Annotated in this window: 15 protein-coding genes; 13 read left to right on the top strand and 2 right to left on the bottom strand. The window is 36.4% G+C overall.

The genetic code is table 11. From position 1 onward, the window contains the following. Positions 1–68: 68 nt before the first annotated feature. On the top strand, positions 69–1,061 hold the full coding sequence (locus AC57AW_RS09005; protein ID WP_496351586.1) for a hypothetical protein: 993 nt from the start codon (positions 69–71) through the stop codon (positions 1,059–1,061). Positions 1,062–1,124: 63 nt separating this feature from the next. On the opposite strand, the gene cobT is transcribed toward AC57AW_RS09005, so the two are convergent. After that, positions 1,125–2,132 (bottom strand): nicotinate-nucleotide--dimethylbenzimidazole phosphoribosyltransferase, encoded by a 1,008-nt coding sequence (gene cobT / locus AC57AW_RS09000; protein ID WP_496351585.1) that lies wholly within the window; start codon positions 2,130–2,132, stop codon positions 1,125–1,127. A 383-nt stretch (positions 2,133–2,515) separates the two neighbouring features. Between cobT and AC57AW_RS08995 the strand changes: the two genes are divergently transcribed. Genes AC57AW_RS08995 through AC57AW_RS08970 form a run of 6 tightly spaced genes read left to right on the top strand, consistent with a single transcriptional unit; the run spans position 2,516 to position 7,002 of the window. Beyond that, a complete protein-coding gene (locus AC57AW_RS08995; protein ID WP_496351584.1) occupies positions 2,516–3,265 on the top strand; it encodes a nucleotidyltransferase domain-containing protein in 750 nt (249 codons plus the stop codon). Positions 3,266–3,276: 11 nt separating this feature from the next. Then, positions 3,277–3,912: a hypothetical protein gene (locus AC57AW_RS08990; RefSeq protein WP_496351583.1), complete on the top strand. Its 636-nt coding sequence runs from the start codon at positions 3,277–3,279 to the stop codon at positions 3,910–3,912. Positions 3,913–3,931: 19 nt separating this feature from the next. Beyond that, positions 3,932–4,663, top strand: a complete 732-nt coding sequence (locus AC57AW_RS08985; protein WP_496351582.1) for an ATP-grasp domain-containing protein — start codon at positions 3,932–3,934, stop codon at positions 4,661–4,663. A 4-nt stretch (positions 4,664–4,667) separates the two neighbouring features. Then, positions 4,668–5,102 (top strand): AAA family ATPase, encoded by a 435-nt coding sequence (locus AC57AW_RS08980; RefSeq protein WP_496351581.1) that lies wholly within the window; start codon positions 4,668–4,670, stop codon positions 5,100–5,102. Next, on the top strand, positions 5,092–5,853 hold the full coding sequence (locus tag AC57AW_RS08975; RefSeq protein WP_496351580.1) for a tRNA(His) guanylyltransferase Thg1 family protein: 762 nt from the start codon (positions 5,092–5,094) through the stop codon (positions 5,851–5,853). Before AC57AW_RS08980 ends, AC57AW_RS08975 begins: the two co-directional genes overlap by 11 nt. Before the next feature lie 57 nt (positions 5,854–5,910). After that, a complete protein-coding gene (locus tag AC57AW_RS08970; protein ID WP_496351579.1) occupies positions 5,911–7,002 on the top strand; it encodes a nucleotidyltransferase domain-containing protein in 1,092 nt (363 codons plus the stop codon). Between the two features lie 88 nt (positions 7,003–7,090). On the opposite strand, the gene AC57AW_RS08965 is transcribed toward AC57AW_RS08970, so the two are convergent. Continuing rightward, positions 7,091–7,432: a TfoX/Sxy family protein gene (locus tag AC57AW_RS08965; RefSeq protein ID WP_496351578.1), complete on the bottom strand. Its 342-nt coding sequence runs from the start codon at positions 7,430–7,432 to the stop codon at positions 7,091–7,093. Positions 7,433–7,600: 168 nt separating this feature from the next. On the opposite strand from AC57AW_RS08965, the gene AC57AW_RS08960 reads away from it, so the two are divergent. The 6 genes from AC57AW_RS08960 to AC57AW_RS08935 all read left to right on the top strand — a co-directional run bounded on the left by AC57AW_RS08960 (position 7,601) and on the right by AC57AW_RS08935 (position 15,596). After that, complete coding sequence (locus AC57AW_RS08960; RefSeq protein WP_496351577.1) at positions 7,601–8,116, top strand: DUF2975 domain-containing protein; 516 nt, start codon at positions 7,601–7,603, stop codon at positions 8,114–8,116. A gap of 1 nt (position 8,117) precedes the next feature. Continuing rightward, entirely contained in the window at positions 8,118–8,321 is a 204-nt protein-coding gene (locus tag AC57AW_RS08955) for a helix-turn-helix domain-containing protein (RefSeq protein ID WP_002980904.1), read from the top strand. 190 nt (positions 8,322–8,511) lie between these two features. Next, positions 8,512–9,384: an ABC transporter ATP-binding protein gene (locus AC57AW_RS08950; protein ID WP_496351576.1), complete on the top strand. Its 873-nt coding sequence runs from the start codon at positions 8,512–8,514 to the stop codon at positions 9,382–9,384. Between the two features lie 2 nt (positions 9,385–9,386). Further along, complete coding sequence (locus AC57AW_RS08945; protein ID WP_496351575.1) at positions 9,387–12,611, top strand: M1 family aminopeptidase; 3,225 nt, start codon at positions 9,387–9,389, stop codon at positions 12,609–12,611. A gap of 120 nt (positions 12,612–12,731) precedes the next feature. Further along, a complete protein-coding gene (locus tag AC57AW_RS08940) occupies positions 12,732–13,172 on the top strand; it encodes a MarR family winged helix-turn-helix transcriptional regulator (RefSeq protein ID WP_496351574.1) in 441 nt (146 codons plus the stop codon). 6 nt (positions 13,173–13,178) lie between these two features. Next, positions 13,179–15,596, top strand: coding sequence for a TonB-dependent receptor domain-containing protein (locus tag AC57AW_RS08935; RefSeq protein WP_496351573.1), 2,418 nt, complete (start codon positions 13,179–13,181; stop codon positions 15,594–15,596). Positions 15,597–15,688 lie beyond the last annotated feature (92 nt).

Raw genomic sequence — 15,688 nt, 5'->3', positions numbered from 1 at the left:
TTACAATTTTTCCTTTAAATACGGTGTTTTTCTACTTTTGCATCATTAATAACCATGAAAAAAAACAAATGAAAAAAGCGTATTTCGTTGGATTATGTCTTATATCCATAGTAAGCTGTTCAGCTCCCGGTGATGAGCTGGAAAATGTAAATGAATCACAAGCCTTAAATCTATCTGACAAAAACATGTTAGGAAAAGGAGGCTTCAGAGACAATCCAGACACACCCACTCCTCCACCTGCGGGAATCTGGTCCAAATCTTTTTCCTTAACAAATCCTATTTATGGTTTCTACAGTGATCTTACCAAAAAACATCTGTACAATACCTCTCCTTTACCATCTGAACTTCCTAAATCTTATCCCGGATTAAGCTATTATTTTCAGGAAAGATTATTAGGTTCTGCAGATGGACCTGGTCCGGTCATTACAAGATGGTTTCACACAGGAAGTAATGATCTTGTATTAACGACTAATCCTAATGAACTTGCAGGACAAAGTTACTGGGAAAAAAGAGATCTCGGTACCAGCTATAACGGTGATGAGCCAGGAAGCTTTCCGATTTACAGGTACTTTAATTCTGATAAAAAGACTCACTTCTACACAAGGGATAAGAATGAGCTGGGAGACGGAAAAGATGGATTTGTTTATGAAGGAATTTCTTTCTACTTAAAAGATTCTGAGCCTAAAGCGTACCGAGTTCGCGACGGACAGTTTTTCCAGGATAATGCAACGGGAGCTTTGTACATCGTATTTGAAAGTACCCTGAGACGTATTGAATCCTTTGCTGTAATTAATAATCTGTTTGCTGTACAAGGTAAAGCCTATTTGGTTTTTAAAGTAAATATCGAAGACTACACCGGAGAAAGAGGGGCTGACATCACTTCAGGAACTCAACTGGTACGAAACACCAATACTGGAAAACTATATTTGGTAGATGATGGTTTATACAGATATATTCCTACCATGCAGATATTTAATTCATATAAATTGAATGAAGATGCAATTCAAAATAAACCTGTAAGAATGATGTTTACAGGTAAAGATGTTGCACATACTTATTAAGTCTTAATTTATTTAAATTAAACATAAAAGGGGCTTTATTGCCCCTTTATTATTTTATAAAGCTTAAGATGATTTATTAGAAATATTAGCCCCTTCAAAGCTCGACATTTCATTCAGGAAATTAACCGCACTTTGAATAATGGGATATGCTAATGCACAACCTGTTCCTTCTCCCAAACGAAGATTGAGATTTAAAATAGCTTTCTCTCTCATCAGTCCCAGCAGCTGAGGGTGGGCATTTTCATTGCTTACATGGCAGAAGATACAGTTGTTCAGAATTTCAGGGTTCTTTTTCCATACCGTAGCTACCGCTACCGTTGCAATAAACCCATCTACCATAATCAACATATTATGATGATACGCTTCTTCGATGGCACCAATCATTTGTACGATTTCTAATCCTCCGAAGGTTTGGGCAATTTCATCTTCAGTCATTTCAGTCGGATATTTCTCTATGGCTTCTTTTAAGATATTGATCTTATTGTCTAGCTGGTGGTCATTCAAGCCCGTTCCGCGCCCGATGCAATTGGTAATAGGAATATCAAAGAGCTTACTCATCATCAGAGAAGAAGCCGATGTATTCCCGATTCCCATTTCACCAAAACCAATGATATTACAGCCTTTCCCTGCAATTTCAGACACCACAGACTTCCCATTATCAAGTGCCTGCTGATATTCTTCAGGAGTCATGGCGGGTTCTTCCAGAATATTGCGGCTGGATTTTCGGACCTTCTTATTCACCAGATTTAAGCCCTCCGGAAAATCAAAATTCACTCCCGCATCTACAATTTTAATCTTAATTCCATTCTGTCTGCAAAAAACATTGATGGCTGCTCCTCCACCCAGAAAATTCATGACCATTTGATAGGTTACTTCTTGTGGATAAGCACTTACACCCGCTGTGGCAATTCCATGGTCAGCCGCAAAAACTACCATATGAGGATTCAATAACTGTGGTGAAGTGGTTTTCTGAACCATTCCGATTTTGTGAGCAATGTGTTCCAGATGCCCTAATGCGCCTAAAGGTTTTGTTTTAAAATCAATTTTATGCTGTAATTCTGATGATAACATGGATGTTGATAGTTATGTTAAATGGAAAAGTGCAATATTAGTGAATTTCAATAGTATTTTCTTTTGTCCTGACACAAAAGAAACAAAAAGTCAAGACCTGGAAAATTGAGCTAAAAATAAAATGTGTTCTCTAAAAATTCTAAACTCGTGCGAATTCATTATTGCTTTTTTGTATCAATATATTTGTCGCACTCAAACAGAAGAATTTTCTTAACGTTCACAAAATTTATTTTTTTAACGGACAATTTTCAAAGGTCAAAGCAAAATTTTAATCGACAATATTCATTTATCTACCTATTCTTTTAAAAATTTCTGTAACTCAACACAACTACGCGAGTACATTGCGTACAACTCTTTTTACTTTGCATTATAAATAAAAAACAATGACACCAAAAATACTAGAAAAAATAAAAGAAGTTGAAGCAACAAGGGGGATAAAAGTCCTTCTTGCTGTAGAATCAGGGAGCAGAGCCTGGGGTTTTGCATCTCCTGACAGTGATTATGATATACGTTTTATATACCGTCATGAAAAAGACTGGTATCTTTCTCCCTGGGATAAGGATGAAACGATAGAATTCATGACTGAAGATGATCTGGACGGTTCCGGCTGGGACTTGAGAAAGACTTTTCATCTTTTACTGAAGTCGAATGCGGCCTTGCTGAGCTGGTTCTATTCTCCAATAATATATAAAGCGGATGAAAAATTTGTGGAGCTGTTCAGGCCTTTGGCAGATGCCTGTTTTTCTCTGGTTGCCGTTTCTTATCATTATTTAAGCATGAGCAAGAAATATCTGGAAGCCTGCAGAAGCGATGAAGTAAAATTAAAAAGTTATTTTTATTGCCTCCGAACCACCCTTACCGGAAAATGGATCATAGAAAAAGGAACGGTTCCTCCTGTACTGTTCAGTGATCTGCTTGTTTTAACAGATGATGCAACCAGACGAAAAATAGAAGATCTTGTGGCCCTAAAAGCGACCAAAGGAGAATCTTATTACCACCCGAACGATTGGGAGCTTTTTAATTTTCTGGAGAAAACAATCGCTGAAAACGAAGAAAAATCTAAAAGTTTATCAGCAGGAAAGGCGAATAAAGGTGAGATGGAAAGGGTTTTTAGAGAGATATTGAAACTTTAATGAAAGATAACATGAAAATATTTAACTTCTTCAAAAAGAAGTATATTCAACCCCTTCAAAATAAGATTGAAAAATTGATTCCCAAGCAGGAAGAAAAAAAACATGAATTTATTGAAAGATGTCAATTCTTAAAGGAAGAAATGGGAATTGAAGTCCCTCTGTCAGTGATCGAAACTTTCAAAAGGTATGATCTTCCTAAACACAATTATTTTTATAGTATTTTTTGGAATGTGGATGATGATAGTTTTATCATTTTTTATACGGAAGCTTTTATTGAATTAGTTGTTACCCGATACAAAGAAATTCACGGAAAGGATGCTGATTTGGCTACATTGTTACAGCAGCTTGATGAAGCAGTTTATGAATTCCGTATAAAAGAAGATTGTTTTGACAGAACTAATCCTTCTTTTGACTTTATCAACAACTGTTATGAAGAGTTCAAAAAGGCTGGAGAAGAACTGACTATCACCATGGACCTGGGAAATTATGACAATCTTGTTCTCAATAAAGAAGAAAAAGGCAATGTAGGATATAATTTATCATCTTATAAAACAACTGCAGGAATAAAATATAAATTTCTTACACAATTCAGACCTTTACTGGAAGTCATCAAAGAAACTTTAGACAGCCAGCAAAGCCATAATTAATCTTATTAAATAAAATCAAATGAGAAATATAATCGCGCTCTCCCCCATGTATACGGAAGATAGTAATAATTTGAAGAAAGCATCACTCAATTCTTCTTACGAGCTAAACCGCTTCAATGCAAAATGGAATGTTCCGGAAGAATTTCGTGCGGATGTGGTAGCGGTATATGGTGAGGATATTTATGCAGAAATTGTTTCCGAGCAGTGCGATCTTACATTACTTAAACCTGCCGATGACTGGTTAAATCATATAGATGGTTCTTTTACTCAACGTCAAATTTCCTATGGTCAGTTAAAAGACTTTACTAAAGAAGAAAATATTTTCATTAAATGTTCCGACTTTAAAACTTTTAAAGCAGGCGTTTATCAAAAAATAAGTGATATTAAAGGTTTTGATTCTTTAGATCAGGAAATAACAGTGTTCACCTCCGAAGTAGTGGAGTGGGAACTTGAAGTGAGATGTTTTGTTTTAAATAATGAAATTAAAACTCATTCTTCTTATTGGAGAAACAATGCCTTTGATACCAATACACTTTCGGAAAAAGAACAGAAAGATATGTTTTCCTTCTTTGTATCTTTTATCCAAAAGTACTCTTCTACGCTGCCTGCTGCCATTGTGCTGGATTTTGGTATTATAAAAGGAAAAGGCTGGGCTTTGATTGAAGCTAATCCCGCATGGTGTTCCGGCTTATATGCTTGTGATGCAGAGAAAGCTTTGGAAGTAATTGTGAAGAGTTGTATTAAAAATTAGTATTATGGAAATGATTATTTTCATCGGAATTCCTGCAAGTGGAAAAAGTTCTTTTTACAAGGAGCTTTTTTTCAATTCGCATATCAGAATCAGCATGGATTTACTAAATACCCGAAACAAGGAAGGAAAGTTACTCCATTATTGTTTCGAAACACAATCAAAGATGGTCATCGATAATACGAATGTAACTCAAGAAAGCCGAAAAAAATATATTGAATTTGCTCAACAAAATAAATATGAAGTTATTGGGTATTATTTCGACAGCAGTGTTCAGGATTGTATAGAACGAAATAAAAACAGAAAAGACTCCATTAACGAAATTGGAATAAAGGCAAAATATAAAGAATTGGAAAAACCTTTATTTGAAGAAGGTTTTTCCAGAATATTCAGTGTGAAAATTGTGGATCAAAAATTTGAAATCAACGATTATGAAATTTGAAGAAATTGAAGCTTTAATGCGAAGAAATGAAAGTCTTTTGGAACAGTACATTCTGCCAGAAAATTTTATTGTTGTAAGATTAGATGGAAGAGGATTTACAAAACTCACCAAAGAGAAACTGTCCCTTGAAAAGCCATTTGATAAAAAATTCAGTGAGGTGATGGTAGATTCAACAAAACATCTCTTTAATATTGGGTTTAAAATCATCTATGGTTATACTCAAAGTGATGAAATTTCTCTGTTGATTCATAAAGATGATAATACTTTCAGCAGAAAAATAAGAAAAATTAACTCTGTTTTGGCAGGGGAAGTAAGTGCCTTTTTCAGTCTGCAATTTCAGGAAATCTGTGTTTTCGACTGTAGAACTATTGCCATTCCTAACCAGGAAATGCTTCTGGATTATTTTTGCTGGAGACAGGAAGATTCTCACAGAAACTCACTTTCTGCTTATTGTTACTGGACATTAAGAAAAAATGGTTTTAATGTCAAACAAACCACTGAAACCATTGAAAAAATGTCACAATCTGATAAAAACGAATTGCTTTTTCAGTACGGAATCAATTATAACAATCTTCCGCCATGGCAAAAACGAGGCGTCGGAATTTTTAATAAAGAAATGAACAAACAAGGATATAATCCTGTCACCAAAGAAGCGGTAAATTGTCTGAGAAACGAATTATTTGTTGAAAAAGAATTGACAATTCGTGAGGAATATAGAATGTTTTTAAAAGAGATTTTTGATACATTTTAATTCTTTGAAACTTAATTCACAGACAACAATTATCCCAAGAAGCCATATAGAAAATTTATGACCATCCAAGACCTAAAAAACAAAAACATCCTCCTCTTCGAAGCCATTTCCGGAAGTCGGGCTTTTGGGCTTGCAACAGAGAATTCTGATACTGATATCCGTGGGGTGTACTATCTGCCGAAGGAAGATTTCTTTGGTCTAAATTACATTCCGCAGATCTCCAATGAGACGAATGATCTTACGTATTATGAAATCGGGAGGTTTGTAGAACTGCTGCAGAAAAACAATCCTAATATTCTTGAAATTCTGGCAAGTCCTGAGGATTGTATTCAATATAAACACCCGTTGATGGATCTGCTGAAAACCGAAGATTTCCTTTCAAAACTCTGTAAAGATACTTTTGCAGGCTATGCTGTATCACAGATTAAAAAGGCAAAAGGACTCAACAAAAAGATCTTAAATCCTATTGATAAAGAAAGAAAATCTATTCTGGATTTCTGTTTTATTCTTGATGGACAAGGCTCTGTACCGTTGAAAAAATGGCTGCACGAATTCCCTTCCACTGGCAGGGGGAATAGCCTTTTGCAGGAAAAATGCGGATTGGTGGGTATTGATCATACCAAGGGAATGTATGCCTTATTTTATGATGAATCGGGAACATTGGGATATAAAGGTGTTATGCAGAATGAAGAGGCCAATCAGGTTTCTGTATCGTCCATTCCTAAAGATGAAAAGCCGGTCGCTTATCTGTTCTGTAATCTGGATGCTTACTCTGTTTACTGCAAAGATTACAGGGAATACTGGAAGTGGGTAGCTGAGCGTAATGAAGACCGTTACAATGTCAATCAGACTCACGGGCAAAATTATGACAGTAAGAATATGATGCATACCATCAGGCTCCTGCAGTCCTGTGAGCAGATTTTTAAAACCAGTTCACTGACGATCCGCGTAGAAAACCAGGATGAACTATTAGATATCAAAGCAGGAAACCAGTCTTATGAAAGTGTTATGGAAAAAGCAGAAAACCTGATACAATCAATAGAAGATCACTATGCTCAGTCACATCTTCCTGACTCTCCGGATGTAGAAAAAACAACAAAAATCTTAATTCAGATCAGAGAAAAACTGTATCATAATGATGAATTATAAATGATGAGTGATGAATGTGGGATTGATGAACTTCATCACTTCCACTCTCTTACTCCAAAACTCTCCTACCCTACAACTCACACTCCGTTCACTTCTTCGAAGCCTTTGCCATCGGATTATAATCCAGACAGATCTTGATCCAGTATTCAAAATCATCTGCTTTTTGGAAACCAATGGGTTCTACATAGCAATATCCATTTAACTGCTTCCCTTTCATAATCATCGGCAGAAATCCTTTTTTCTCCGAAACCTCATCTTCCATTTCGGGATCATAGCGGCACATCAGATTGCCGTGACTGATATTAATACACATTTTCCCATTCACCAGAAAAGACAGTCCGCTGAACATTTTCTTCTCTTCAACCTCAATATTGTCTATGATTGAAAGCCGTTCACGTACCCGGTCGGCAAGTTCTGTGCTGTAAGCCATGATTTCTATTTTTTTATTATTTAAAATTAATTAAAAACAGTGATTATCACACTATTTCCAGCACTTTATTCTCTGACTTACAGTAACACAAAATAAAATTTCATTTAAATTAATTATTGTTTTACGATAATTAATTATACATTTGCAATATCAATTATTATTCATGCCATGAACCAGACCAAAATTATTTCAAAGATTTTATTCTATATCTGCTCTGTATTGTCGGCCGGATATTTACTCACTTTTGTGTATTCCTTATTCTGCCTGATCAGCGGATTTGCGGTTACCCCTTATAAAGAGGGAAAGTTTCTCCACGTCAATTATCCGTTTACAGAACAACCTTTTCTAAATATCGAAAACAATTGCTCCTATATGATTTTTTCATTTCTGTCTGTACTCATCACTTATGGAATCTTTTTCTGGTTATCTGCCAGAGTTTTCAAAGTATTTTTCCAGCAGAAACTGTTTACTCAGGAAAACATCATTCAGCTTAAGAGATTTTACCTGTACAATATTTTTATCCCGCTTCCACTGGTGATTATCGCGAGTTTCTTTGTGGAAGTAGAAAGTATGATATGGGGACTGGTGTTTATTCACTTTATGCTTGGAATTTTCTGTCTGTTTCTTGCGAATATCTTTAAGCAAGGACTACATTTGCAAAACGAACAAGACCTATTTATTTAAAATGCCAATTATAGTCAACTTAGATGTGATGCTTGCCAAACGAAAAATGCAGAGTAAAGAATTGGCAGAAAAACTGGGTATCACGCCCGTCAACCTCTCTATCCTTAAAACTGGAAAAGCCAAAGGGGTCCGCTTCGATACGCTTGAAGCCATCTGTAAAATCCTGGAATGCCAGCCCGGAGATATTCTTGAATTTAAAGAGTAAATGAGTTGCGGGATGCGAGTTTCGTGTTGGAGAGTTTGAGAGTAAGCGAATTTGAGGATGGTGTGTAAAAATTCAGCTTCTAAATTCTCTAATTTCTAACTTCCAGCTGCTAACCTCCAAACCCTAACCTTTAAACCCTAATCTAGCTGCCAAAAGGCTGCCTGTCCTTCTATTCCCCAAACACAACGTTATGAACACATTATCAATCAACAACCTTAGTCTCACCTACAAGAATGGTTTTCAAGCCATTAAAAACATTTCATTGGAAATTAAAAACGGAATGTTCGGGCTGCTTGGTCCCAACGGAGCCGGAAAATCATCTCTGATGAAAACCATCGTAGGACTTCAGAAACCAACATCAGGAACATTACTTTTCAATGAAGTGGATATTATTAAAAACCCTGATTATATCAAACAGAATCTTGGATTTCTTCCTCAGGATTTCGGAGTGTATCCAAAGGTATCTGCCTATGATCTGCTGGAACATATCGCTGTATTGAAAGGTATTACTGACAGAAACCAACGTAAGAATCAAATTCTGGGTCTGCTTGAAAAAGTCAACCTTTCTGATTTTGCTAAAAAAGAAGTACACACCTTCTCTGGAGGGATGAAACAGCGTTTCGGCGTAGCTCAGGCATTATTGGGAGACCCGAAAATCATCATTGTAGATGAACCGACCGCAGGATTGGATCCTGAAGAACGCAACCGTTTCAATACATTGCTCAATGATATCAGCCAGGAGGTGATTGTTATTCTGTCCACTCATCTGGTTGAAGATGTCCGAAACCTCTGCTCAGAAATGGCAGTGATGAACCACGGACAGATTCTCAGAAAAGGAAATCCCGGAAAATTAATCGCAGAGCTTGAAAATAAAATCTGGTCAAAACCGATTGACAAAACCGAACTGGAAACCTATGGTTCCACCTATGAGATCATCAGCAGACAACTTCTCGAAAGAGAGCTTCACATTACTGTATTTTCTGAAGAATCTCCCAAAAATTTCAGTTCCGTAGCTCCTTTACTGGAACACGTTTATTTCCATACTCTCACTCAAAAACCTTAATCATGAACACGATATTTTTATTCGAAGCCGGACGCACTACCAAGCACTGGCTCACCTATCTTGTGGCCTTACTTCTGGTAGCTCTCGGTATTTTTTGCGGAAATCAATTCAATCTTTCAGTAGGAGAAGGAATTTATTTAAACTCACCTTATACCATCGGTTTTATGACCGGAATGCTGAGTCTTGTGGTTATTTTTTTCGCCACCGTATATGCTTTACAGCTCTTGTTTAAAGATCAGGATTCAAAATTTGATCATATCCTGTTTTCATTTCCGTTTTCAAAGTCCACTTATCTGAAAGGAAAGTTCACCGCTTATTTTCTTCAGACCTTTGTAAGCTTTTCATTTCTGATGACAGGATTTCTTATAGGACAAATCATGCGTACCGGAAGTGAAATGCAGGAAGGATTTACGATTATCCATTACATTTATCCAATTTTGATCTTTGGTCTTATCAACAGTTTATTTGTCTGCAGTTTTCTGTTTCTCATTTCATTTATTGTCAGGAAAAAACTGTTGGTTGTAGTGGGCGGACTGCTTCTGTATGTGCTTTATATGATTATTTTATTGTTTTCCAACTCTCCTTTTATGGCGGGAAGCTTACCTCAGTCTCTGGAAACACAGCAGTTTTCAGCTTTGATTGATCCTTTTGGACTGTCTGCTTATTTTATACAGGCCCGTGATCTTAGTTCGCATCAGAAAAATATCCAGATGACCCCTTTTACGGGATACCTTTTGTTCAACAGGCTCTTGTTTATCTTTATATCCGTTGGATTTCTTCTTCTTTCACTCAGATTATTTTCATTCTCCAATTTATCCGGAAAGAAAGTAAAAACATCGGGAATTATTCAGCCATTATCGGAAACGAACAGATCAGCATATTCAACTGCTTCAGCTAATTTTGGAGGACTGGCTTCTTTTCGGGCTGTATTTTCTTTTGTAAAAACCGATCTTACCTATCTGTTCAAAAGTATTGCTGTTCCTGCAGTTTCTATCCTTCTATTATTTTGTGTCGCTATGGAAATGTATGCCGAGATTGAAAAAGGAATTCGCCTTCCGCAGAAATATGCAGGTTCAGGACTTATGGCAACAACTATTTCAGAGAATTTTCATCTGCTTGGTCTTCTTATTTCAGCCTATTTTCTGAACGATATTTTCTGGAGAAGCCGGTCTTCCGGATTTTTCATGATTGAAAACAGTACTTATTTTTCAAAAAACAGATTAACGGGACATTTTATCACCATCTGCCTTCTGCTGATTTTCTTTACCGGAATTCTAATTGTTCAGGGAATTGTTTTCCAGGCCGCTTATCAGTATCTTCATATCGACTGGAAGGCGTATTTGGGTGTTTTCCTTTTCAATACTTTTCCTCTGATGCTGTTTTCCGGATTGATCCTTTTGATTAATGACAGAATCCCTAATAAATTCATTGCACTCGGGGTTTCTATTCTCGCAGTTTTTGTACTGTCCGGTCCGGTTTCCGGGAAAATCATCTCCTATCCTCTTTTCAGAATATTTTCTGATTTTAAAGGTACTTACAGTGATTTCAGAGGTTATGGAATCTATGAAAAGGCTTTTGCACAAAGACTTCTTTTCGGAACGGGTATTATCAGTATTTTATGGACAATTAATCGTTTAATAAGGAGTAAAAAAATATCTGTTATTTCTTCCATTTTAAGTATTTTTCTGCTGGTTTCAGGAATCTTTGCCGGAATACTTTTTATGAAAGGATATATTCCTAACAATGAAGACCAGGCTATCTTAAGCTCGGTAGAATATGAAAAAAACTTCCGGAAATATGAAAATCTTCCACAGCCAGATATTACTGATGTTACCACAGAAATCAAGCTTTATCCTTCAGAAAACACCTATCAGATCGTAGGAAAATACACCCTTATCAATCAAACCGATCAACCCATCAATAAAATTCTCATCAATTTTCATGAGGATTTAAAACTTGAATCTGCTGTATTGACATCTGGTTCTGAAGCAATGAAAATTAATAAAAATACTACAGAAGTCTTATTAAAACACAGTATGCAGCCGGGGGAAACAGCTTCCCTGAATTTCAACCTGTCTTACCAATGGTTTGCCGTCAATGGTCATCAGTCTTTTAATGCAGTGATTGAAGATGGTTCTTTTATGAGAATCAGCAGATATTATCCAACAATAGGCTATCAAAAGGATTATGAAATCCAGGATGAAAAGCAGCGCAGCCAGTTCAAATTGGGAAAACTTACGGAACTGAAGAAACCGGAAGCTCCTGAAGTGGTAAAAAAGGATTTTATTAATCTCCATATGACTGTTTCTACTGAAGGGAATCAAACAGCCATAGGCACAGGAGATCTGGTAAAGAAATGGTCAAAATCCGGGCGTCATTATTTCCAGTATAAAGCAGATCAGATTCCTTTCCGGTTTGCCGCTTCTTCAGCTAACTATGAAATAAAAAGCGAGAACTATAAAGGAATCATCATCAATATCTTTTATCATCAAAAACATGTTGAAAATGTAGATCATCTTCTGGAAAATGCGAAGCTTACTTTGGATTATTGCCAGCAGAATTTCGGGAAATATCCTTTTAAAACCATCAATTTTGCAGAGATTTCTTCTTTTACCCGAGGTTTTGCTGCAACAGCCTATCCTTCTGCTGTCTTTATGCCGGAAGATATGGTTTTCCATGCCAATATTCAGGCAGACAAAAAGCAAGATGTCATCAATGAACTTGCAGGACATGAACTTTCACATCTCTGGTGGGGAAACAGCCAGATCAATCCTGACGACAGAGAAGGGTCAGTAATGCTTACCGAAACACTGGCGATGTATACGGAAATGATGCTTTACAAGAAAATGCATGGCAGAGAAAAAATGATGGAAAGAATCAAAGTACATCAGCAGATCTATGACAATGAAAAAGGATTGTCTGAAAATGTTCCCATCTATAAAGCTACGGGAGATGCTCCTCATATTTCTTATTCCAAAGGCGCTGCAGCCATGGTAAAATTGAGTAATTTAATTGGTGAAGAGAACGTAAACACAGCTTTAAAAAGCTTTCTGAACCACAATCAATATCCCAGGAAACCTACTTCAATAGATCTGATTAATGAGTTTTATAAGATGACACCAGATGTCTCAGCCAGAAAACAGATCGACAGATTATTCAAAACCACAGAAAATATAACTTTTGCTTCAGGATCAAAAAGCGCCTCTACAAAGACAAAACAGGAATAATTTACAGATCGTTTTTAATTTTTTTTGAAAATATTTTTCAGGAATTGTAACAAAATAAAAAGGGATTCTACCAATTAGTTGACATATCAATAATTGATAAGTCATTTTAAATTCTGAAATATGGAAAAGTTAAATTCAATAATATTCTACAATATAGACAAAGCAATCAGAGCCTACAGAAACTATGCTCAGCGGCAGCTGAAAGCGCATGGTTATACGATCACTATCGATCAGTGGCTTATCATCAAAGCGATTCTGGAAAACCCGGGAATTACCCAGAATGAGATTGGTGATCTTGTTTTCAAAGACAATGCTTCTGTCACCAGGATTATTGATTTAATGGTAAAATCCGAATACATCACAAGACATGTTCATCCTGAAGACCGCCGAAAAACTAATCTGGGAGTAACAGATTCCGGAGTAAAAGTGATCAGAGAGGTTCAGAATATCGTAGAAAAGAACCGTAAAACAGCTTTGAAGGGGATCAAAAATGAGGAACTGGAAGTCATGTATTCAGCTTTACTGAAAATTTCAGAAAACTGTCTTAACCCTAAAAAGTAAAACGCTATGACCAGAATACTCACATTTATTTTTATCTGCATACTGATCTCGTTCAGCAGCAGATATTCTGCCCAGCAGGCTTCACAGAGTTTATCTTTATCCGGAAATATAAAATCCGGCAAAGCCGAGCAAATGGAGATCAATCTCTTTAATGCCGATCATCAGTTAATCAAAACAGAAATTGCTGATGGTAACGGTAAGTTTAATTTTAATGATTTAAAACAAGGAACTTATCAGGTAAAGATCAATAAAAACGGTACTGAAGTTTATCATTCAGAAAATATTTCTTTGGCTGAAAACACGACGCTCCCTTCTATAGATCTGAACGTAAAATCTATTGAAGGTGTAACGATCACCAAAACCAAACCTCTTATCGAAAGACAGGACGGAAAGATGATCATGAATGTTGAAAACAGCATTGCCAGCACCGGAAATTCGGCTTTTGAAGTATTGGAAAAAGCGCCTGGGGTGAGTATTGACAACAATGATAATATCAGCCTCCGCGGAAAAGGAAACCTTCTGATTCAGATTGATGGCAAAAATACACCAATGACCGGAAGTGACCTTGCAAATTACCTTAAGGGAATTCCATCCTCTACCATTGAAAAGATAGAATTCATCACCAACCCTTCTTCCAAATATGATGCGGCGGGATCTGCAATCATTAATATCAAGCTTAAAAAGGAACAGAGAAAAGGAACCAACGGAAGTGTTTCCACGTCTTTAGGAACGGGTAAATATGTGAAGAATAATAACAGTTTCAGCATTAACCACCGAAATAAGAAAATCAATATTTTTGGAAATTACAGCTTTGCTTACAGGGAAGCTTACAACGGTTTGGTACTGGACAGAAATTTCTATGAAGCCAACAATTTCAAAAAAGCATATGTTCAGGATAATTATCTGAGGTTCAGATTCAACAGCCATGTTGCCAAAGCGGGAATGGATTATTATCTGAATGATAAAAATGTGCTTGGCTTTTCTGTAGGGCTGGTTTCAAACAAGTTCAATATCAACGGCGATAATTCTAATGTGACACTGGGCAGCAACCATCTTCCTGAAAGCTCATTCACCACCGTCAACAGATCGAATGACCGCTGGACCAATCTTTCATTCAATCTTAATCATAAATACACGATTGATTCTTTAGGCTCTGAAATCTCTACTGATTTCGATTACATTAATTATGCAAATTCTTCACTGCAAAGTTTTGACACCCAAACGCATGATATAGCCAGCAACACAGATAATCTGGACATCATAAAAGGTGATATGGATGGAAAACTGAATATCTATTCTTTAAAATCTGATCTTACCAAGAATTTTAAACAGGAATGGAAGCTGGAAACAGGAATTAAAACCAGCTTTGTAAAAACTGATAATGATCTGAAGTTTTTCAATGCAAGTTCCGGTGTTCAGATTCCTGATCTTTCCAAAACCAATCATTTTATTTACGAAGAAAATATTAATGCAGTGTATGGAAATGTCTCTAAAAAATGGGAAAAGTTCAAAGCAACTGCAGGATTAAGAATGGAAAACACCAATGTAAAAGGAACCCAGCTTACCACCAATCAAGTTAACAAAAGGAATTACACCCAATTGTTTCCAAGTGCCGTTTTTGCTTATGATCTGACCGATAAAAGCAACCTTGAAGTTAATTTCAGCAGAAGGATCACAAGACCTAGCTACAACCAGCTGAATCCGTTTAAGTTTTATCTTGATCCCACCACTCTTAAAGCGGGAAATCCGGATCTGAATGCACAGACCACGATGAATTATGAACTAACGTACAGCCTGAGCAACAAATATTTTGCAACAGTAAGCTACAGCAAAACATCTAACAATATCACAGATATCCTTAAACCTGTAGTGGAAAACGGGCAGATAGTCACTGTACAAACGATTGAAAATTTAAATTCGGTATCTTATTTAGGATTATATCTTATTGCTCCTGTAAAGGTGACCAAATGGTGGGATATGAACAACAGTGCTAATTTCTACTACGGATCATACACCGGAAATGTTTCAGGAACACAGATTAATAACAAAGGAAATTTCACCTTTAATATTAACAGTATCAATTCATTCAAACTGGGAAATGGGTTCACGGCTGAACTCACCGCAAATTATAAGGCAAGAGAAGTATATGCTTATCTGGATGTGAGTCCTAACTGGTATCTGAATATCGGAGCTCAAAAGAAATTCAAAAACAACAGCACTCTGAAACTAGCTTTCACTGATATGTTTTTTACCAGCAATATAAAAGGACAAACCGTATATAATGATTATCTAGAAAATTTTGCTGTAAAAAGAGATACCCGTGTGGTGACACTTTCTTATACCTACAATTTCGGATCTTCTAAAAACGGACAGCCCAGAAAAACGGGTGGTGCTGAGGATCTGAAGCAGAGAATTGGAAGTTAATAACTATAGTCATTTCGAACCAAAGGTGAAACAATCTTATAATTTTCATTGAATTTCCAGAATTAAGATTGCCTCAATGCGCTGCATTTCAT

It is taken from the genome of Chryseobacterium sp. BGA-UO-ETr-SB22 (genome assembly GCF_059567885.1).
Note: the sequence above shows the minus strand (reverse complement) of the source record. Positions and strands in the feature narration are given on the sequence as shown.

What these genes read in the sequence shown, in the direction of transcription:
- AC57AW_RS08955 (WP_002980904.1), top strand. Translation starts at nt 8,118, where the DNA reads ATGCCAATTATAGTCAACTTAGATGTGATGCTTGCCAAACGAAAAATG.
- AC57AW_RS08940 (WP_496351574.1), top strand. Translation starts at nt 12,732, where the DNA reads ATGGAAAAGTTAAATTCAATAATATTCTACAATATAGACAAAGCAATC.
- AC57AW_RS08935 (WP_496351573.1), top strand. Translation starts at nt 13,179, where the DNA reads ATGACCAGAATACTCACATTTATTTTTATCTGCATACTGATCTCGTTC.
- AC57AW_RS08980 (WP_496351581.1), top strand. Translation starts at nt 4,668, where the DNA reads ATGGAAATGATTATTTTCATCGGAATTCCTGCAAGTGGAAAAAGTTCT.
- AC57AW_RS08975 (WP_496351580.1), top strand. Translation starts at nt 5,092, where the DNA reads ATGAAATTTGAAGAAATTGAAGCTTTAATGCGAAGAAATGAAAGTCTT.
- AC57AW_RS08950 (WP_496351576.1), top strand. Translation starts at nt 8,512, where the DNA reads ATGAACACATTATCAATCAACAACCTTAGTCTCACCTACAAGAATGGT.
- cobT (WP_496351585.1), bottom strand. Translation starts at nt 2,132, where the DNA reads ATGTTATCATCAGAATTACAGCATAAAATTGATTTTAAAACAAAACCT.
- AC57AW_RS08985 (WP_496351582.1), top strand. Translation starts at nt 3,932, where the DNA reads ATGAGAAATATAATCGCGCTCTCCCCCATGTATACGGAAGATAGTAAT.
- AC57AW_RS08960 (WP_496351577.1), top strand. Translation starts at nt 7,601, where the DNA reads ATGAACCAGACCAAAATTATTTCAAAGATTTTATTCTATATCTGCTCT.
- AC57AW_RS09005 (WP_496351586.1), top strand. Translation starts at nt 69, where the DNA reads ATGAAAAAAGCGTATTTCGTTGGATTATGTCTTATATCCATAGTAAGC.
- AC57AW_RS08965 (WP_496351578.1), bottom strand. Translation starts at nt 7,432, where the DNA reads ATGGCTTACAGCACAGAACTTGCCGACCGGGTACGTGAACGGCTTTCA.
- AC57AW_RS08995 (WP_496351584.1), top strand. Translation starts at nt 2,516, where the DNA reads ATGACACCAAAAATACTAGAAAAAATAAAAGAAGTTGAAGCAACAAGG.
- AC57AW_RS08970 (WP_496351579.1), top strand. Translation starts at nt 5,911, where the DNA reads ATGACCATCCAAGACCTAAAAAACAAAAACATCCTCCTCTTCGAAGCC.
- AC57AW_RS08945 (WP_496351575.1), top strand. Translation starts at nt 9,387, where the DNA reads ATGAACACGATATTTTTATTCGAAGCCGGACGCACTACCAAGCACTGG.
- AC57AW_RS08990 (WP_496351583.1), top strand. Translation starts at nt 3,277, where the DNA reads ATGAAAATATTTAACTTCTTCAAAAAGAAGTATATTCAACCCCTTCAA.